The sequence below is a fragment of the Chitinophaga sp. YIM B06452 genome, from assembly GCF_039655965.1.
GTDB lineage: Bacteria > Bacteroidota > Bacteroidia > Chitinophagales > Chitinophagaceae > Chitinophaga.
On the sequence record NZ_JAWLKY010000003.1, the window covers coordinates 737,134 to 758,301 of the forward strand.

Below are 21,168 nucleotides of genomic sequence, written 5' to 3' on the forward strand. Positions count from 1 at the left end.
AACATGGGCTCAAAAAAATATATTCCTGCAAACAGCTGGCTCACCTGCGACAAAGGGAGTGCCCCTTCCCGCCTGCTGGTGACCCATCACAACAATACCCGCATCTACGGGGAGAACCTGGCCAGTGAAATGGACATGGTGCCGGGAGAGAACATTTTCCCGATGGGCTCCTGCTCCGTTACCGGCGGCGCCTGCAAGCCGGATCCAATTTATTGGGATAAATGCAACGAAGGCGTGAAAGTGAACGGTTATAAACTGGTGTTCGAAGACGCCTGCCTGCTTTGCAAACAAGGCGGGAAAGTGAAAGTGGATTTTGACGTGCCTTCAGGCGGAAGCACGGCAGCCGCGGCCACTACCGGTTTGGGTTTCGGGATGAACAGCGGCGGCATGTTCCTCGGTGAGAATTTCGCGGAAAGCGCGAAAGCGTTAAAAGACATAGAAAAAGAATATTTTAGAGGTAAGACGGTAGACGAGATCGCTGCGAGTAAAGGCGACTTCAAACGCATGTATGGCGAGGAGCGGGTTAAAATGGACCTGAAGGCAAAGGGTTATGTGATCAACTCCACAGACATGGGCCGCGGCCAGAATGGTCTCGACATCGGCGCGAAAGATGTGAAAGGTACTACGGATATCGTTGCCGATGGGAAGTTCGCCACCCGTGGAGGTAAGCCTAAACTGGCCGGCACCAAAAGAAGCGGCAAGCAGCTGGGCGATCACTGGCTGTCCAAAGGGCAAACTACCGGTACCAGCAGGGTGCAGCAATCGCTGCCGGCCGACGACGCGGCCCGCGTGCTCGACAAAGTGAACACCAACGATCCCAGCCTGAAACGACTGGCAGCGGGTGTTGACCCTGAAGGGAAAATTTCGTATCATGAGGTAGACCGGAACGGCAATGTAGGGAATAAAGTAAACCTGGAACCGGCGAACGTGGTGAGAGGCGGCTCCAAAGCAGCCAATACGATCAACAGTGTATCGCGCAGCATCCAGGGAACCAAGGCGGTGAGCGCCGCCAACGACTTCCTGGTGCGGAATGCTTCCACGGTCAGCAAAGTGGGCAAGGTAGTGGGGCGTGGCGCCATCGTGGTAGGGATCGTGATGGAAGGATACAATATTTATTCAGCATACCAGGAAGAAGGCCATTTCGGGGAAAAGACGAAAGAAGCTACCGGCTCGGCTGTTGGCGCACTGGGCGGGGCTTTGGTAGGAGCAAAGATAGGCGCTGCCGTGGGCGCGCTCGGGGGGCCGGTTGGGATCATTGTGGGAGGGGTCGTCGGGGGGATCATCGGCGGCATTGCGGGCAGCAGCATTGGTGGCTGGATCGGGAGCTTGTTTTAAATTAAATGAAAGATATGTTGAGGGATCATTTCAAAGATGAACAGTATTTCAGGGAAGCGACAGCCAGGCTAAAAGTAACGCTGGACGGGAAAAAGAAAGACCTGCTTTCCAAAGCGCAGCCTTACCGGATGGAGTACTATGTGCTGGCTGACGGGTTGAGCGCGTATATTTCAATGGCATATTCCCAGGGAATCCCGGTGAGGAGCCTCGTTGCGCCCTGCAAGGAAATGCTGGACGCTTATGCGCACTGCGTTGAGCCGGATGCGGATTATTCGGACGGCGGCGGCCTGATCTACTCGCAGCTTTTAAGCATGATTTCCATGGGCGTGCTGCTGGACGCAAAGGAAGCGCTGCAGGGGCTTGGCAGCGTACTGGCTGATGTCGGGTATAAAGATTACCTCGTAAGTTTCCTGCTGCGGTATGTTCAGCCCACTTACGAACTGCCGGGGGAACTGCTGTGGCCGGAAGATCCCGCCCTCGAAAAACTGAAGGAAGCAACGAAATCCAATAAGGCCGAAGCCGCGGAAGATCTGTATGAATATCTTCACAAACTCTACTATACACGTGATAACCTGGAAGACGATTACGGCACACATAAAAAACCGGGGAATGCATACCTGGGATACTGGAGCTTCGAAAGCGCCGCCATCGCCAAAGTGATGAACCTGGATGATGCAAAGCTGAAAGGCAGTCCCTATTATCCTTACGACATGCTCCACGGCGATCCGCCCGGCACGCCGGAAGCGCCTGTGGAACCGCCTCCCGCGCCCGACAGCCTCAGGGAAGAACCGGCGGCGCCGAAGAAAAAGTGGTGGCAGTTTTAGTAAAACAATTTTAACCCGTTGCATGGGAAACAGATCATATCTCAGCATCAATAAACCCGGCCGGCAGCAGGAAGTCCTTTTCGAAGGAAACAATTCCCTGGCGCATTTCTGGTTGCTGCTGCTGGAAAAAAAAGACCTGGAAAGCGTGCGCAACGTTTACAGGAAAGTTTACCAGCCGGAGCATGAAGACGAAGAGATCGATACGGATATCCGCGTCAGCAGGCCCCGGGCCCTGGAGAACGGACGGCGCAGAAGGGAATACATAGCAGAGGTATACCCTGACCTGCTGGACTATTACGATGAATGGCTGGCTTATCTTAGAAAGCAGCCCAGCGAAGACGATACGCTTTTCATTGACCTTTTACAGTTAACCGGTTTTTATGATACCCCGGATGCATTCCTGGACAAGCTGGCGGCGTTTTATACCGACGTAGCGCAATTTCAGCCTTCGTTTGAAAGTACATTGCCTGAAACCTCCGGCTGGGACGGCACCCGCGACAAGTTCTTTGCTGCTTCCTCCTCGTTTTACCGCAATTTCCCGGAAGCGCGCATGCAACTTAAAGATATTGCCGTGGTGAAAACGCCCGGCCGCTTTAAGATCATGAATTATACCTGGGGCGCTGTCAGCCTGGCAATGGTGGTTGGTCTGTTCTATTTATTCCGCCTCTTCCCGCATTTCTGGCAACACATTCTGATCGCATTGTTATTCGCCCCGGTGATCTTTATCAGCATCAAAGGTTTCCTGCTCGTGGAAAAATGGAGCGGGCGGGCTTTGCAGAAGACAAGCGGGAAGTAAGAATCTGTTAAAGCGATGAATTATTTTGTGAGTCTTCTCTGTAAACAAGGAGGAGGTTTAATTCATCATGCCACAGCCCGCTTCTGATGCATACAGTGTCTATCTCTTCTAATGCAGCTTTCAGTTTTTTATACTGCGAATCTGTGAAATTGTCCGGTCCTTCAAAATTGTTTTCCTCGTTGGCAATATTTATAAATTGCTGGTAGACTAATAGGCAGGCCGCCATCTGTGGAAGCGAGGAGTTTACGAAATAAGCTGACTCAAACAAGTCTTCATGATCCAGTACTTCAACCAAGTTATCCCTAGTTGTATCTAAAACGACTGGATTGCCACTGCCATCGCTGCCAATGACAATATAAGTATTGTATTTGTCGCTGAGGAAATCATACCGCTCATTCAATAGGCAGATAGCACCGTACCCATACTCATTTTCCTGCCGGTTCCCCACGAAAGATAAGCACGGCGCAGCGCTGTCCGGCAGGCCGAATTCAAGGAGGAACTGGCTGATCGAGAGAGGTAACCTGAATGGAATAAGCCCTTTTTCAGAGAAACTGTTACGTTTGCTAAATACCAGCGGCCAGTTTTTACGGAAACTATCGGTAGGGATCATATATTTTGTTGGTGCATAAATATACCACTGCCAACCGGAAAAATGTATATTTATATGAAAATAAAATTCCATGAAAAAGCCGGTATCCCTATTACTTCTCTTCCTTACCCTCACCGTTGCCCGCGCTCATGCCACCACATGGAATGAACCATGGGTGGATAAAGTGATCCGGTCTTCCACTTCCTTTGTACTTGCCAAAGTTATTTCCTCGGACCCGGAAAAAGGCGTAAAGATCAGCGTGATCCGCGCACTCGGCGGGAAAACGTTAAAAGACAGCCTGGTGATCACCGGCTTCTCCCTGCTGGAAATTTGCAGCATATCCGGCGAGCATGGCCCGGAGTTCCGCATCGCTGAGGCAGACAGCTGCTTCTTTTTCATCAGCCAGGCTAAAGACGGGAAATATTGCATCGCCACACCTACCACCGGTTTCGATTATGTGCGGGACGGGAAAGTGAGGGCCAGCTACAGGCACAGTTACCACCAGGCCCTGGTGCCTTTTGAGGTCTACGAAAAAACTATGACGGCTGTCTTTAACCATTACCACGGCTTGCCTTTCGATAAAGATTACCTTTCGAAGTTTGTCAGCGAACAATTAAGCAAAGCTCCCGCGGGGTTCGGCGAAGAAGAGATCAGCACTTTCTTTTTGCAGCATGTTGCCATGGAATGCGTTTATCACCTCCGGCTGAAGGTGGATGAAAACCTGCTGCTACCGTTCCTCAACGACCCGGAGAATTCCCATAATAACATTTCAGCAGCCAGGGCCCTGGCCGCCGCCAATACCGGCACCAGCAAACAAGCGCTGCTGAAGATCATCAACGATCCAAAACAGACAACATTTCTCCAGGTCATCTGTATCTGGTCGCTGGCGGAATACCAGCCGGCTGAACTGAAAGACCAGCTGCAGAAAGCAGTCGCATCCGCCTCGGAAGAAAGCAACGACTTTGGTGGAAACATCATGGACCCGCGGGTGTGCACATCTATCCCTTCGGTGAAAGAAGCACTCCATACACTGGTCGTCAAATTATAACGGACATTTCTCAAAGCGCTTTCCGGATTATCACCGGGAAGCGTTTTGTCTTTAAATACCTGGTAATAAACATCTTCCCATACAGCGTATGCCCAAATTTATTATATTTAGTTACCAATCCTAACCGCATGCGCATTAACCTCCCCAATTCCCGCGGCATCATCGAAACGATCCTGGTGTTGCTGCTCCTGCTGGCCCTGCTTTTCGCGTTGTACGACGTATTGAAGGTGTTCTTCGGCGTATTCACGTTCGCATTGATCTTTTCCGTTTCCTTTGCGGCGCCTTACGAAAGGCTCGCAAATGCAATGGGGGGAAGGCGTAAGCTCGCTTCCACCCTGTATGCTGTGATCCTCATCATTATCGTGGCCCTCCCGGTCGTGTATATCGTGAGCGCAATGGGAAAACACATGAAGGACATCCTGGGATTTTATGCAGACATCCAGGCCCATGGGCTGCCGCCTTTGCCGGCGCAGGTCACGCAGATGCCGGTGGTGGGCGATTCGGTGGTTTCGTTCTGGCAGCATTTACAGGAAAACCCGCAGGAAGCCCTCATGGGGTACGAGCAGCAGATCCGTCATGTGCTGCACCGCATCCTGACAGGAGGGGCGGGCGTAGTAGGCACCGCGCTGCAATTCGTTCTAGGTATTATCATTTCAGCGATCCTGCTGGCAAGCGGCGACAAAGTGATGAAACCGGTCAAGACCACACTGCAGCACCTGCTGGGCCGCCGCGACGGCCTGGCCCTGCTGGATGCTACCACCCACGCCATCAAAGGCGTTTCCATTGGCGTGATGGGCACTGCCTTTGTAGCGGCTTTTATTTCATGGATCGGGTTTGTGATCGCGGGGCTGCACTTCAAGATATTGCTGTGCGCGCTCGTGTTCTTCCTCGTGCTCATACAGGTAGGGCCTTTGCTGGTGTGGCTGCCGCTGGTCGTGATCCTCGCGGTGGAGGGGCATACCGGCACGGCGGTTTTTGCCGCGGTATACGGCCTCTTCGTACTGCTGATCGACGCAGTGCTGAAGCCAATACTGATCGCGAAAAGCGGGGGAAGGCTCCCTTTCCTCGTGCTGTTCCTCGGCGTGATAGGCGGGCTTGCGGCATGGGGATTTACCGGCATGTTCAAAGGCGCCATCATTCTCGCGGTTTTTTATACGATCTTCACCTCCTGGCTGGCACGGAAGGATCAACCCAAACTGTCCCCGGAACCAGGTGCGGGTGAGTTCATATAAATCATTTTTTTTTGAAAAAAGCCCTCAAACGGATATTTATCTTCCTGGTAGTTGCCATCCTCGTGTGCATCGCCGTGTTGTATTACCTTATCACTTACCGGTTCAAGGAAAGCCTGCGGTACGCGGTAAAAATGCAGACGAAAGGGCAATACGTGTTCGATGCAGGCAGCGCCGAAGTGTCTTTCGGGAAAAGGGCCATTACCCTGCGGCATTCCTCGGTGCATTGCATCGACCGGCAGCATGCGCCTACGGCCTATGATATCGAAATGCCGGAACTGTATTTTTCGCTCGCTTCCTGGAAAGACCTGCTGCTGAACCGGAAGATCGTCGTAGACAGCCTGGCCTTTATTTCCCCGCATGTGAAAATGAATACCAGGCCGCAACCGGCAAAACAGCGTGCCGGCTTCAAAGGGACAGACATCCTGGACATCCTGCAAAAAACGCTCATGCATTTCAACGCGCATTCCTTCAGCATGCGCAACGGTTCATATGATTACCTCGTGGAAGACAGCCTGGCATTGCATGTGAACGACATTAACCTCTACCTGCAGAACTTCACGGAGATCAATAATAAAGATGATCATCTTTTCGGGTCAGACAGGGTAGTGTTTTCCCTGGGCCGCCAGCATTGGATACTGCCCAAACGAAAGCAGGACGTGAGTTTCAGCTCCCTTCGGTTCGACAGCCGGGGGCAGCGGCTTGAGCTTGATAGCATCAATTACACTGAACAGGATTCAACGGGCGGTACAGGGCTTAGCCTGCAGGCAGACAAAATATTTTTCAATTCCCGCCACCTGCCTGCGCTTTACCAGCACAACCGCTTGCTGATAGACACGCTCACCTGCCTGAACCCCGTGCTGACAGTTCCACCCGGTCGTAAAAGCGGCGGCAGGCGCGATACGTTACAAGCGGTCAACCGCATGCCTTTCGGTTTTCTGCAGATCGGGTTCATCAATGTGGTGAGCGCGGATGTGCATCTCCAAGGCCGCCAGGCGGCCAGCCGCAACAGCAACCTCCGTATCTATAATCTCCGTGTAAACCCGCAGATGCAGCGCCCGCTTAGCATAGACAGCGTGCGGATGGACCTACGGGAGATGGTCTTTTATTCGCGGGACAGCCTCTACCAGATGCGCATTGATGAGTTTTCCATTGAGCGCGACGGTATTTTATTCAAAGGCGTGGCGTATATGCCCACGGAAAAAAATCGTGCCGGCAAAACGGTGACGGCCACCGCGCCGGCGCTGCGGCTGAAGAACGTGGACCTGGAATCGTTGATGCGAAAGCATCTCAAGGCCGATGAAGCCGAGCTGATCCACCCCGTGATCACGGTGCACCAGCAGCGCAGCCGCCCTGTGCGTGCGGCTTCTATTAAAGCGCCTCCCAAAAACCTGGACGTTTTTTACGAAACACTGCATGGCATCAGGGAAATGGTGCATGTGGAGCATTTTCACCTTCGCAATGGCGAGCTGAACTATAAAGCGGGCGGGGAACATGGCACAGCGCTGAAAGCCGGGGCCATCGATGCGCATATTTTGCTGGATAAACTTTTTCTCAGCGATTCGCTGGTAGATATTAAACATGCCATTCCAGACCTGCGCATCGGCAGCTTGCAGCTTTCACTGAAAGGGACAAACATAGCCGCGCACAATTACCGCTTCAACGGCACACTGCGTCGCAACTGGAACGAGCGGCTGGATGTGAAGTTGCCCGGCGGTATGCATTTGCGCGCGGATGATATTTACTGGGAGGTGTTTGACTGGGACGTGTTCCAGCAAACAAGGGATATCCAGGTGGATTATTTCAGGGCAGGCAGCATCACTGTTAATTTGCCGGGGAAAGGTAAAAAAGAAAAACAACCACCACCGAAACATCCACTGCCGGTTATCCGCGTGGCAAAGCTGGAGGCGGATCAGTTCTGGCTGTTCCAGGCTGCGCCGGATGGTAGCTTGCAGGCGCAGGGAGGTGGGTTGCTGGTTGAACAATTGCATACTAAAGAACATTTCTTTGCCTGGAAAGATGTACAGCTAAAGCTATCTGCGGTACAATTGAAGAAACCCGGTTTTTCGCTGGAAACGGGCGCTGCGGCTATTTTCAGCGGGAAGGAAAGTAATGTCAGCAACATCCGGTTCGTTTCAGGTACTGCGAAAGTTGCCTTGCCCGCGTTGAAATTCAGGCTGCCGGTTCATTCAAGTGATTTCAGCAGGCTGGAAATGCCATACCTCGATGCAGATAATGCGGAGGTGGAATTACTTTCAAAGAAAAGCAACACGGTCAAAAAAACTCCGTCTCCGATGAAGATCCCGCTTTCCCTGCATATCGGTGAAATCAATATTGATCATGCAAAGGTGAATTATACCGGCATAGGGCAGGAGGATACAATGCAATTGCATACCGGCTTACAGGTGAAAGTAAAAGATGTGAAGACGAAGGGAGATGGCCTGGAATTATCCACTACAGAGGTCTTGCTGGAAAATAGCCAGGTAACCCGGCCGGGATTAAACCTGGCAGTGCCATACAGCCATTTTCAATTATCGGCTGTTGAAATAAATGACAAGACCTTTTCCGCCTTGGCAGCGCTTTCCTGGAAAGGTGGCGGATTTCAGTTTGAGAAAGGTGCCGCGGCGATTTCAGGGGAACAGCTTGCCGGGAAACTGCCTTCCACCGCCATCCGGCTGCATCACGGTGAAAAATTCAATTGGAAGAACCTGCTGCCCGCTTTGTCTGCGGAAGGAGGGAAGTTGAATTTCAGTAACGACCAGCTGCATGCAGGCGCCGGAAGTTTCCAATGGGCGGGCAATACACTCCATATCCGGGACATATCCATGCAACCCCGCCTCAGCCGCGAGGAAACATTCAGGAAAGAAAAATGGCAGCAGGATTATATCACCGTCAACGGCGGCGCGATCACCATCACCGGCTTCGATCCCGCCCGCATTGGCGATACCATGCCGCACGCCGGTAAAATGACCCTCGACAGCCTGGCAATGACCGTTTCGCGGGACAAGCATATGCCACTACAACAAGGCGTTACAAAGGAAATGCCAACGGCGCTGCTGAAGAAGATCGCCGCGCCGTTCAGGATCGATACGGTGGCCATTTCCAACAGCACGATCGTTTACGCGGAACGCCCCGCGAAAACAGACCGCTGGAATGAAATACCACTGAAAAACGTGCAGGGCACCATCCTGAACCTGGGTAACCGCTTCGGCAAAAACGATTCCCTGCTGGTATACGCTTCCGGCACTGTATTCAACGGCAGCATCCGCCGGCTGATGTACAGGGAGTCGTATGCCGACAGCCTTTCCGGCTTCAGCGCCCGCCTGGATGTGTCGCCCATCCAACTGCCCGAACTGGGCCGCGACGCCATGCCGCAGGGAAACGTCAGTATCACGAAAGGCCGGATAGATACCGTTTTCAGCACCTGGGAAGGCAATACCTATGCGGCTTACGGCCAGATGCATTTTTATTACAGCGACCTGCGGCTTCGGATCAGGGACAAACATCACCCGGATAAATGGCGCCTGATGCCCGCGGTGAAAACCTGGCTGGCAAACCTTATTCTTCCTTCCCGCATCACTCGTCCCTCTTTCATTTTTACCGAACGGAACCGCGGGAAATTTATCTTCAATTACTGGATCATCGTGCAGAAGAGCGGCGTCATGTCTGCCGTAGGCTTAAAGCGGGACCGCGCCTATCGCAGGAAATATAACAAATACCGGGAGCAGTATTACCTGCCGCCGTTGTCGGCTGAGCTTTAAATGCCCTGTAGCGCAACTTTCCGGCTGGTACTAAAAGTTATGGATATACGAAACCAGCAGGCCCGCATGCAGGGTGCGCCCTTTGCTTAGGCCTGCATCGCCGAGAAGAAAATTGCTTTCATCAGGATGGTCTAGGTTGATGCTTTGCGGGTAGTCATTCGTGCTGCCATAGGCCAGCATCAGCCCTGTGCGGATGTTATAGCGCCGGTGCCGCAGGTTCACGCCAACCTGCGCGTGGTACAAATTCCAATCCGTAACGTTGATATTATACCCTTCAGTAAGAGAGCGGCCTTCCCCTTTATCATAAGTAAAATCCGTCCGTAGAGAAGCGAATAGCATCACAGCGTTCGACATCCTGTAACTGGCACCTACGCCCGCGTTCAGCACGCCGCGGCGCTCGTCGCTGAGCCGCAGGAAACCGGCGCTTGCATTATTGCTGCCCGTGTCCGGCCTGATAAAGGCTGCCGGTTTAGGGGTGAGAACGTCGTATGCTTTGACGGGCGCGAAATATTCCGCTACGATATATATCTGTCCCCTTTTATGAAGATAAGTGTAGCCAAGAGCAATGCTCAGCGGGTTCTTCCAGCCGGACCGCAGGCCGGTCTGCCGCGTGCTTGCCAGTAAATTGATACCCGTTCCTGCCAGGTATAAGTTGCTTACCTCGAGGTTGGAGACAACGGTGCCTTTGCCGCCCAGCCTCAAAACGGGTGTTGTCACCAGGAGGCCTGCGTGATGATTGTCCGAAAGCTCCCATGCCATCCCGACTTTCGCTCTTACGCCCATCTGCCTGTAACTGGCCGTATAATCTTCTGACACAGTGGTGATGGGCGCCAGTATGGTATCCGGCCCGGCGGGATTCATCATGGTACGGGAAGTAAAGTCGACCGTCACAGATTGTTTTTGAAGAATGCCTTCCGCAGTAACGCCAACGGCTATCTTTTTTCCCAGCCGCATACCCGCGGCCAGCTGAAGGGAGGTCTGGTCTATCCTGTTCGCCGCTTTGTATTGCCCGATATAGGTTTCAGTGCCGGGACTGTAGGAATTGTCCAGCACATCCTGCAGCACGTCTTTTTGTTGCGTAACGCTGTAGTCGATAATGGGAGTGTGCACAATAGCGTAGGCAAGCGTGAAAGGCAGCCTTTTTTTGATAATAGGAACCGCATGCGAAGCCACCATCGGAACGATGCTGGTGCCCGACGAGCGGAGGTTCAGCCCGGTGCCCAGACCGTTCTTGAACAGGATGGATTGCCACTGGTAAATAGTGCCGCTGAGCGAAGTGGTGCTGCCCTGCGTGTTTACGAGCAGCGCGGGGTTGTAGAACATGACGCCGGTATCCCTGTTCTGCGCGATCACAGAACCCGGCATGAAGAAGCCGGCGGGGCCGTAGCTGGAAGACCAGTAATTGGCGTCCTGCGCAGAAAGCTGCGCGGGGAGGGCCAGAACGACGATCAGTGAAAGGTAAAGATTCCTCATAGGATTAATAACAATAATGATGAATGAAACATGGGGTGCATTCTAAGTTACTGAAAATTATTTATTTATAGAGACGTATGATCGGGAACGTCATACATCCTGGCGATCATATTTTTCCCGATTGCGTAAACATTATTCCTTTTCCGACATCAATTACCATTCCCCGTATCGCAACTTTGCGGCGGATTTCCGCATCTGTATTGGCCCTTTGTTTCCCGCAAGGGCCTTTTTTATGCTTAATGACCGGGAACCGATGATCCTTGCTATTTAAACTCATATGATGAAACGACTACTGATTATTTTGATGATGATCGCGGGCTTCTCCGGCGCTGCGTTTGCCCAGGCCAATACGGGGAATATCAAAGGCGCGGTATCTACCAGCGATGGCCAGCCTGCTCCGATGGTAAGCGTACAGATCAAAAACAAGAACCGCGGCGCGGTGACCGATGTGAAAGGCGAATTCAATATCCGCCGCCTGCAGCCAGGCTCTTATACTCTCCAGGTATCCTTGCTGGGCTTTGAGACTACGGAACAAACAGTGGAGGTTTCTGCTAACCGTACTGCGGAGATCGCCATCAGTTTAAAATTGTCCAACACGCAGCTGGAAGAAGTGACCATTAAAGGCACCCAGCTGAAAGGCAAAAGGGAAAGCGACTACATCGCCCGCCTGCCCATCAAAAACCTGGAAAATCCACAGGTATATAACACGGTAGGGCAGGAACTGATGAAGGAACAGGTGATCTCCACCTTCGACGATGCGATGAGGAATGCGCCCGGCGTTACCAGGCTCTGGAGCTCCACCGGCCGCCCCGGCGACGGCGCAGGGTTCTTTACCATGCGCGGTTTTTCTGTACAGCCTTCCATGATCAACGGCATTGCCGGTCTTACCAATGGCTCCATAGACCCTGCCAATATCGAACACATCGAAACCATCAAAGGCCCTTCGGGCACATTGTTCGGCAGCAGCCTGATCTCTTTCGGCGGGCTTATCAATATCGTGACCAAAAAACCTTACGATCACTTTGGCGGTGAATTGTCCTATACCGGCGGCGGCTTTGGCCTTACCCGCATCACGGCGGACCTCAATGCCCCGCTGAATGAAGACAAAACCGCCCTGCTGAGGGTGAATGGCGCTTACCACAACGAAAGCTCCTTCCAGGACGCAGGGTTCCGTAAATCGGTATTTCTTGCGCCAAGTTTCTCTTACCAGGTGAACGACCGGCTTTCCTTTAACGTGAACGCCGAGTTCTACAACGGCGAAAGCACCAACACGCTGATGGTGTTCCTCAACAGGACCCGCCAGCTGATATACCGTACGCCGGCTGAGACGGGCATAGACTTCAACCGTTCCTTTACCAGCAACGATCTTACCAACCGTACACCCACCGTGAACCTGTATGGCCAGGTGAACTACAGGATATCCGGTAAATGGACCTCGCAAACCAACCTCACCCGCAGCAACCGCAAGAGCGAGGGGTATTACAGCTATGTAATGTTCCTCGACCAGGGCGCTATCAAACCTAATGACACTTTGCTGAGCCGCTACGCCTATACGCAAAACAGCATTTCCAATACTACCGGCATCCAGCAGAACTTCATCGGCGACTTCAAGATCGGCTCCCTGCGCAACAGGGTGGTGATCGGCCTGGATTTCCTGGGCATGGAAACTACCAACAATCATTCGCCTTATCTCCGCTTCGATTCCGTAAGCTCGGTGAATGTGAAGGACCCGCGGTATTCGCAGCTGAACCGCGCTGCTGTAGACGCCCGCCTGGCGCAGATCACAACCGGGCAAACGAGGAACGCCACTAAAAATTATGCGTACAGCGCATACATCTCCGATGTGCTCAACATCACCGATCAGTTGATCGCCATGGCCAGCGTTCGGGTCGATTATTTCGATAATAAGGGCACGTACAATTACCTGAACGGTACCAAATCCGGCAATTACAACCAGACTTCCATATCGCCCAAGTTCGGGCTGGTATACCAGGTGGTGAAAGATAAGGTAGGAGTGTTTGCCAACTACATGAACGGCTTTAAGAACGTGGCGCCTGTAACGCAGCCGCTGCCGGAGCTGGACGGGAATTTCAAGCCCCAGCATGCCAACCAGTACGAAGGCGGCGTGAAGCTGAACGTACTGAAGAACCGCCTGAATTTCACACTCAGTTACTACGACCTGAAAGTGGATAATATGACCATGCAGGCTTCCATCGAGAAGGAGGGCACTACATATAACTATTCCGTGCAGAACGGCACCCAGCGCAGCAAGGGTATTGAAGCCGATCTGAATGCTTCCCCCGTTAGCGGGCTGAATATCGTGGCCGGTTATGGTTACAACGACAGCAAAATGGTAGAAGCCGACCGGTTCACCAAAGGCAGAAGGCCTGTAAGCGCGGGCCCAGAGCACCAGGCCAACTTCTGGATCAGCTACACCCTGCAGGGCGGCAAGCTGCGCGGCCTCGGCGCCGGCGCGGGCGGCAATTATGCCGGCGACAACGTGATCACCAACGACGAACGCACCGGCACGTTTACGTTGCCTTCCTACACTGTCTTCAACGCTACTGTTTTTTACCAGGTGAAAGCTTTCAGGCTCGCCCTGAAGCTGGATAACATCGCTGATAAGGAATATTTTGGCGGCTGGACCACCATAGAAAAACAAATGCCCCGCCGGTTTTCCGCCAACGCGACATTTAAGTTCTGAGAATAGCTTTATTTTTTATAGCAAGACGGTCCTGCGCTCGCAGGGCCGTTTTTTTACGTGCTTATTTATTGTCAGCATTCAGAATAATCGGATGTAAATGTGCCGTTTACCGCATACAGCGTATCAATCGCCACGTCCGTCTCATCATTCAGTCGCATCCACTGTTTGCCATCTTTTTCGAAAATGGAAGTGATGATGCCGTTGGCGCGGGTTACGCCGTTGTCTTCATACAATATGCTTGCTTCCTGTTTATTCTGCTGAAGCTCCAGCACGATGTTGTAGAAGCTGCCGCCGGGAGGGAGTGTTGTTCGGGTATCCATGGTATTTTTTCTGTAAAGTTATGCAATTCCCATGCCTGTGGAGATGCATGAACAGTGGAATTTGTCTGCTATGGCTGTTTCGGGGAAATTTTGTTTGGTATAAAGATGAACGAATACTATGTGCCATAAAACAACGGCCGGCATACGCTTTTCAGCAATACGCCGGCCGTTAAAGTATAAAGGTTCTCCTAGTTGGCTGGACTAAAAACATACCGCAGCGTGATCCCATACGTCCTGGGGTCGCCGAGTACTGCGGCGTAGTGGCCGGCGTTGCCTGCGGCTACCAGTAATTGTTCGTAATAATCTTTATTGAACAGGTTCCTTCCCCACACAAATACCGACACACCTTTCGTGGCGCGGAAACCCAGCCTGCCGTTGAACAGCGCGTAGCCGTCTACATTCAGGTAGGGAGAAGGAGAGGGGCTGGATGAGAACTCCGAGCGGTAGTATCCGTCCAGCGCCAGGAAGTATCGTCCGCCCTGGCCGAGGAACTTGCCGCCGGTGGATGCTTCGCCGCCCAGGGTGGCCGTCCATTTGGAAATACCTGGCAGCCTACCGCCGGAAATATCTTTGAAAGCGCTGGGGCCGCCGGTTTCTTCCAGTGGTACGGGCGCGTTTTTGAAAGATTTGTATTTGCCGTCTGTATAAGCCACGGCGCCAAAGAGCGAGAAGTTGTTGTTGAAGCGGATGTTGCCATCCAGTTCAGCCCCGCGTACCTGCACTTTTTCTGCGTTGGCCAGGTAGCCGCGGTTCACGCCCAGTTCAGCGGTTTGCACCTGTGTCTGGTAATCCCTGATATCTGTATTAAAGACGGCCAGGTTGAGCGTGGAAGCAGCCGTGGGTGTTGTTTTGATACCTATTTCATAATGCTGCACATATTCCGGCTTGATCTCTGCCAGCTCCAGCATCGGCTTGCCGCTGGCGGTAGGAAGGCCACCCAGGTTGAGTCCCACGGGTTTGTAGTTGGTGGAAAAGGTGGCGTAGGTATTGATGTCGTTGCTGGCTTTGAAAGAAACGGTCAGCTGGCCGGAGAGATTGGTATCGTCTGTATTGGCATTGAACACCTGGTCTGTATACACGATCGCTTTCAGCGCCAGCAGGGCGGGATCGGTGGTTTCGAGGCCGCCGTATGTTTTGCGGTTGAAGTCCACTTTTTTGTCGTCGTAATTATAACGCAGGCCGGGCAATACATGCAGTCGGTCTGTGATAGCCCAGTCCAGCTGGCCGAACACTGCGGCGCTCAGCGTTTGCAGGCGCGAAGTGGTGCGGATGCCGTAACCGTCGAGCAGGCCGGGTGTTTTCCATAATTCACTCGTGGTGCTTTGTGAAAAGCGCCATTGTGCAGCACCGGATTCTTCGATATGTGCGGGGTCGGTCTTCAGATCCTGCCCGATCACGAATACGCCGATCACGCCGCTGAGCTTGGAAGAGAAATTGCCTGCATACCGCACTTCCTGCGACCATTGCTGGTGTTTGGAAGTGGCCTGCGACAATGAAAGCACGGCCAATCCTGTAAAATCGCGGTCGTTAGACGGATCCCAGTTCCAGTAACGCCAGGCGGAGGTGGAGGTGAGCGTGCCGTTGCCGATCTTCGCGTCCACGTTCAGCGAAACCCCGCCGAGGTCGTTGCCGGAGCGCCAGGTGGTATTGTGGTCTATCCGCCGGTCAAATGCATTAAGACTGGGCAGCTGGTAATTGAGGTCCGCGATGATGGCGTCAAACTGGCGGTAGGCGGCGCGTTTGGTCTTTACCACGCCTGCCACTACCTGTGCATATCCTTCAGGGCGCTGTTTGGACGCGTCGCCGGTGAGCGTGATGCTTACGTTATCGCTGGGCTTGTACAGCAATTGCGCGCGCCCGCCGATGTTATTGATATCGTTTACATATTTCTCTGAAGAGATGTTATAAATAGTACCGTCGCGCTGCGTGCCTGAGAAGGCGATCCTGCCGGCGAGCTTGCTGGTGATAGCGCCGGTAACGGACGCTTTTGCCTGGATGTAGCCATAGTTGCCGTAACTCACTTCAGCGGTGGCGCCGGGGGAGAACGAAGGTTTGCGGGTAGTGATATTCAATGCGCCGGCGGTGGTGTTCTTGCCGAACAGCGTACCTTGCGGGCCACGCAGCACCTCGATCTGCTCTACATCCACGAAATCGAGCGTGGTAGCGGCAGGGCGGGCATAATATACGCCGTCAAGGTAAAAACCAACACCGGGATCGATGCCGTCGTTGGTAAGACCGAAGGTGGAACCAAGCCCGCGGATGTTGAGAGTGGTATTACGTGGGTTGGAAGAATAGAGCTGCACGGTGGGTATCAGTTCTTTCACGCGGTTCACGTTGAAGGCGCCCGCATCTTCGATCACGCCGCCACGCACAACGGAGATGGCGATGGGCACGTTCTGTATCTTTTCATTACGGCGGCGCGCGGTAACGGATATTTCATTAAGCTGGCGGTTGTCTACGAGCAATACAACTTCCACGGAGCCCTGGTTTTGTTCGGTCACTTCCACTTCGCGGGTGGCAAAGCCAATAGAGCTAACGGCGAGGGTGAGCGGAAAGGGGGCGTAGGTACGCAGGCTGAATTGTCCCCTGCTGTCGGCAATCGCATGGTTGGTGGAGCCTCTTAAGCTAATGGTGGCGCCGGGTACAGGAGATCCTTTCTCGCCCCTGACCACGCCGGTGATCACTTTTTGCGCAAACGTGGCAGTGCCCAGGAGTAAGGCGAAGAAGAGAATTGGAAGTGTTTTTTTCATGATCGTTACAATATAGGTTGAGTTTAATACTCTGTATAGTCTACAGGATTTGTAGACAAATGTATTGCAGTTATTTTGTTTTTTTTCATTTTTTTTGAAAAGAGGGGTAAAGTGCTGCTGAACAGGCCGTTACCAGGGCATTTCAGGGTCCCGGCTATGGCTCCGCGCGTCGCCAGGTCCCGGGTAACCGGCCTCTTTGGCAAAGTATTGCAGCCAGGAAACGGTTTGCCTGGCCGGAAATATCGTGGTTTTTTCACGAAAACCAGGTCGTGGAAAATGCTTCCCGCTGAAGGCGCAAGACTGCCTGTAAAGAGGTGATTTACAGTTGTTTTAAGCCTGCTGAATAACACAAAAGTTATGCCCCCGGCTATGTCCGGAAGATAACAAATGTGATATCTTTGTCTTGTAATAGGAGAGGAACAATAGTAATTCTAAGAGAGTCATTGAAGCGATAACAAAGGCGCTAATAAACATATCCTACAAACAAAACCGTCAGACGAACCGAAAACATCTACACCAGAGCAACGTTTATTAAAGCTGATATTTCCTCGTTTTCCCTTCAATCAGGTGCAGCGGGTTACTACCCATATTAACGGCCACAAAAACCGAATGGCTAATGGTCTGCCTATGACATATTTCTATGAAAAGAGACTGCCTTAAGCTTTTATTGACTGTCACCTTACTGTTTTTTGCCGCTGCGGTCTCTGCCCAGATGCCCTCAAGCCCCTGTGGCCAGAGCGGTGGAAAAAGAGCGGATGTTTTAGGTGTGGAGGCCCGGTACAGCAGCCCGGGGGCCAGCGCTCCCGTTTTCACTATTCCAGCCGGTACCAAATCCATTTCAGTTTATATTTCGTCAGAAACCGGCACTACATCCGGCGGTAACGATTTTGCGCAGGGCGACGAGGACTTTATCAGTATTAACGCGGTGATTGACCTGACGACCAATACCTCTTCCGGTTACGTGAACTTTGCTAAAAACACGTTGAGGGATGGCTCGGGTACCAACCTGTATGGCTGGCAACAGGCTCCCCTCGGCGCTTTCATTCCCGCCGCCTCCAAAATAGGCGATGCCAACCCTGAGTTGAACAACGTGAATTTTTCCATCCTGGGCAATACGCTGACCATCACGCAGAGCTTTAGCGGCGTCCATTCTTCCTTTTACGTCCAGTACCTGTCCCCATACAGCAATTCACTGACCCCGCTTGAGCCCCAGGTGAAAGCACTGTTGCACGGCACCGCCCTTGCCAATACAGACCTGGTGATGCCCATCCCCACTGGAGCCGATGTTATATTCATCTCCGGGAAAGGAACGAATTCCAGCTATGGTGATCTGAACACTACCGCAGGGACGGAAGAAGGCTATTCGAACCTGCGTTTTACCATAGACCTCCAGAAAGGAACGACGACCGGCTTTGTAACCCTTGCCAACGGCGGATCTGCCAACAGGCGGTCTACCTACGTGGTTGACAACTTAAGCAGCGCCTACAGCAACAAGCTGGTTGGCGCCGGGGCCGCCGTAACCGGGGATAATACCGGGAAATCGATGAACGAAGGGGCCGTAGGCCTGTACAACCCGGCTATTTATGTGTCCGGTTCCAACCTGGTCATCAGGCGCGACGCCAGTTATGCCCGTGACTTCGACGACGCATATGTGGTGGAGTTCTACAAACGGGCGGGGCAGGGCATGAGCGCGGAATTCATCAGCTCCGACATTAAGACCATTCCTACGGGCCTGAGCTCAACGGCAGGAGTGTCAAGAACATTTGATATACCGCCGGGCACGAATGCGATCTATTTTACACAAGGAGGGAATGCGGTTAATTCGGATTCAGAGAGCAATGAGAACTCGCTGGAAGCCTTTGCCTATATTGATCTCGCCGCCGGAACGGCCACCGGGTATTTTTACCAGCAGGTAGGTTTGTCGCAGACGGAAAGGAGAGACGACAACTTCGCATTCAAAGGAGTGCCGCTGAATAATACAAGCGCCCGTTCCCATGCCTATACCGTCGGTTTTAAAGGCCCGTATAATTATGATATCTCCTTTTCCCTTTCGGCAGATAAAAGCCAGCTGACAGTTACGAATAAGACCGGTCTGGCCAATCCCGATTACCAGTTGCTGCTGTCTATCGACAATTACGGATCAAAGCCGGACATCGCTTTCGGCACGCCTGGCGTGACTTTTACGAAATACACCGGCAGCAAAACGGTAAAAGCGGACGTTACTGTTTGTAACCCCGGTGCGGGGAACAGCGGCAGCGGCATGCCGGTTTCATTTTACCATGGCGATCCTACCACGAACCCGTCGGCCAGGTTGTTGTATACAGGCGCCTTTTCCCAGGGTATCCTGGCCGGGGAATGCCAGACCTTCAGTTTCGACCTGGATCTGAGCAACTTCGACAATCTTAATATCGACCTTGCCATTATTATCAACGACAATGGCAGTTATGTGCCGGGAGGCGTGGGGAATGAGGTGGGAGTGCCTTTTACGCTGGCCTCGCTTGCCAGCCAGCATGCTACTTACCAGGAATGTTATTACGAAAATAACCTCGTCACCCGGACGATCGCCGTCAATAATGCTCCCGTACTGGATCCTGACCCGAATAACAGTTCAGGAGCCACCGGCACCTACAGCTACCTTAATTTCTTTGATGCAGGCAGCACCGGGGCCGGAATTATGGACGCAGACATGACGATCGTTGATCCTGATGCCCCGGTTTTGTCGGGCGCAACCGTTACATTGACCAATTCCCCCGATGCGGGGGCCGAGGCGCTGCACCTGAACGGTACGCTCCCGGCCGGCATAACGATGACCGGCAATAACACGAATGTGGTACAGCTTTCAGGCCAGGCATCGCAGGCGGATTATATCGCCGTAATGAAAATGCTGGAATACCGCAACAGTAATAATTCCCCCAATACCACGGACCGCATTATTACCGCTGTGGTGACCGACGGGATCGAGACCAGTCCCGTGTCTGCCACCACCATTGTTATACTGACCTCCCCGCGGATCAATGTAAAAGGGAATGATATTACCATTGAAGACAACAGCACGGAAGTTACAAGCGCTGATGGCACTGATTTTGGCATGGCGGCGGGCAGTGTGGTAACGCATACTTTTACTATTCATAACGTAGGAACGGGCACTATCAACCTGACGGCTCCTGTAAGTATTACCGGCGCCGGGTTTAGCATTGCAGCGCAACCTGCAGCGAACGCAATAGCCAGCGGGCAGAGCACGCAATTCGCGATCAGTTATGATCCCGCGGGCCGGGCGGGAGGGAACTACACGGCAGTTGTGCGTATCCAGAATAATGATGCGGATGCGGGAAGGGCGGATTATACTTTTACTGTTGCTGCTATCATCAATATTTTGCCCGTTATTTCAGATAACGGTGTATCGGGTTATGAGGACCGGACGTATGTGTTTAAGGCCGCGGATTTTACTTCAACTTACAGTGATGGGAACGGTACCCCGCTAAGTGCGGTCAGGATCGAAAGCCTGCCCCAGAATGGAAGTCTTCAGCTCGATGGCATTCCTGTTACAATTGGGAAAGAGATACTTTTTTCTGACCTGGGGCATCTAACGTTTGTGCCGCAAGGTGAGTGGAATGGCAGCACCGGCTTCAACTGGAGCGCATCCGATGGTACGGCGTATGCTGCTGCCATGGCCGGTATGGCTATCAATATAGCACCTGAAAATGATGCCCCGGTTATAACCTTGCCTGCAAATGCGGCGGTTACTGAAGACATGCCGGCGACAATCAAGGATATTCTTTTTGAAGATATCGATGTTGCTACGGGGAATGTTACCGTTACTTTTTCGGTGGCTGGCGGCCAGTTAAACGCGGTTTCAGGGGCAGGTGTAGTGGTGGGTGGTTCGTCTAATGCGCTTGTACTGTCAGGTTCGCTTGCCGATATCAATGCATTTTTAGCGGCGGGTATGCTTACTTACGACGCTCCTCAGGCCGCCCCGGCCTCACTGGATCTCATTGTGAATATCTCCGACAACGGGAATACCGGTAGCGGCGGTGCTTTACAGGATACCAAGTCAATGGTCCTGAATATAACCGCCGTCAATGATGCGCCTACAGGCACTGGCGATACTAAGACCACGAATGAAGACACGCCTGTAAGCGGTACGGTGACTGGCGCTGATGCAGATGGTGATCAGCTTACTTTCTCCAAAGCCACGGACCCTTCCAATGGCACAGTAGTGGTGAATGCTGATGGTACGTACACTTATACGCCGAATGCAGATTATAGGGGTTCAGATAACTTTACTATTACGATCAGTGATGGTAATGGCGGCAGTGCTACCGTGACTGTGAATATCACC

12 protein-coding genes are annotated in these 21,168 nt (G+C 52.6%); 8 read left to right on the forward strand and 4 right to left on the reverse strand.

The genetic code is table 11. The annotated features are described in order from the left end of the window. The first annotated feature begins 3 nt into the window (after window positions 1-3). The 3 genes from R3I13_RS19815 to R3I13_RS19825 are packed head-to-tail and all read left to right on the forward strand — an operon-like array spanning window position 4 to window position 2,955. Window positions 4-1,335, forward strand: a complete 1,332-nt coding sequence (locus R3I13_RS19815; protein ID WP_346319704.1) for a PAAR-like protein — start codon at window positions 4-6, stop codon at window positions 1,333-1,335. 14 nt (window positions 1,336-1,349) lie between these two features. Then, window positions 1,350-2,159, forward strand: coding sequence for a PoNe immunity protein domain-containing protein (locus R3I13_RS19820; protein WP_346319705.1), 810 nt, complete (start codon window positions 1,350-1,352; stop codon window positions 2,157-2,159). Window positions 2,160-2,181: 22 nt separating this feature from the next. After that, on the forward strand, window positions 2,182-2,955 hold the full coding sequence (locus tag R3I13_RS19825; protein ID WP_346319706.1) for a hypothetical protein: 774 nt from the start codon (window positions 2,182-2,184) through the stop codon (window positions 2,953-2,955). Between the two features lie 7 nt (window positions 2,956-2,962). Here R3I13_RS19825 and R3I13_RS19830 read toward each other — a convergent pair whose 3' ends face one another. Next, window positions 2,963-3,637 carry an SUKH-4 family immunity protein gene (locus tag R3I13_RS19830; RefSeq protein ID WP_346319707.1) on the reverse strand — a complete coding sequence of 225 codons (675 nt, stop codon included), beginning with the start codon at window positions 3,635-3,637 and terminating at the stop codon, window positions 2,963-2,965. Here R3I13_RS19830 and R3I13_RS19835 point away from each other — a divergent pair. From R3I13_RS19835 to R3I13_RS19845, 3 genes are all read left to right on the forward strand, one after another. Continuing rightward, window positions 3,636-4,592, forward strand: a complete 957-nt coding sequence (locus R3I13_RS19835; protein ID WP_346319708.1) for a hypothetical protein — start codon at window positions 3,636-3,638, stop codon at window positions 4,590-4,592. The two genes, R3I13_RS19830 and R3I13_RS19835, sit on opposite strands and share 2 nt — an antisense overlap. Before the next feature lie 128 nt (window positions 4,593-4,720). Next, on the forward strand, window positions 4,721-5,824 hold the full coding sequence (locus tag R3I13_RS19840) for an AI-2E family transporter (protein ID WP_346319709.1): 1,104 nt from the start codon (window positions 4,721-4,723) through the stop codon (window positions 5,822-5,824). Between the two features lie 11 nt (window positions 5,825-5,835). Continuing rightward, the gene (locus R3I13_RS19845) at window positions 5,836-9,582 is read left to right on the forward strand and encodes a hypothetical protein (RefSeq protein ID WP_346319710.1); all 3,747 of its coding nucleotides are present in this window, start codon (window positions 5,836-5,838) and stop codon (window positions 9,580-9,582) included. 30 nt (window positions 9,583-9,612) lie between these two features. Here the strand turns inward: R3I13_RS19845 and R3I13_RS19850 are convergent, their stop codons facing one another. After that, a complete protein-coding gene (locus tag R3I13_RS19850) occupies window positions 9,613-11,055 on the reverse strand; it encodes a hypothetical protein (protein ID WP_346319711.1) in 1,443 nt (480 codons plus the stop codon). Between the two features lie 280 nt (window positions 11,056-11,335). On the opposite strand from R3I13_RS19850, the gene R3I13_RS19855 reads away from it, so the two are divergent. Then, window positions 11,336-13,759 (forward strand): TonB-dependent receptor, encoded by a 2,424-nt coding sequence (locus R3I13_RS19855; RefSeq protein ID WP_346319712.1) that lies wholly within the window; start codon window positions 11,336-11,338, stop codon window positions 13,757-13,759. Between the two features lie 71 nt (window positions 13,760-13,830). Here R3I13_RS19855 and R3I13_RS19860 read toward each other — a convergent pair whose 3' ends face one another. Further along, window positions 13,831-14,079, reverse strand: a complete 249-nt coding sequence (locus R3I13_RS19860; RefSeq protein ID WP_346319713.1) for a hypothetical protein — start codon at window positions 14,077-14,079, stop codon at window positions 13,831-13,833. A gap of 188 nt (window positions 14,080-14,267) precedes the next feature. Further along, window positions 14,268-16,829: a TonB-dependent receptor gene (locus R3I13_RS19865; protein ID WP_346319714.1), complete on the reverse strand. Its 2,562-nt coding sequence runs from the start codon at window positions 16,827-16,829 to the stop codon at window positions 14,268-14,270. Between the two features lie 640 nt (window positions 16,830-17,469). Here R3I13_RS19865 and R3I13_RS19870 point away from each other — a divergent pair. Beyond that, a partial coding sequence (locus R3I13_RS19870; protein WP_346319715.1) for a cadherin-like domain-containing protein occupies window positions 17,470-21,168 on the forward strand: 3,699 nt, incomplete at its 3' end.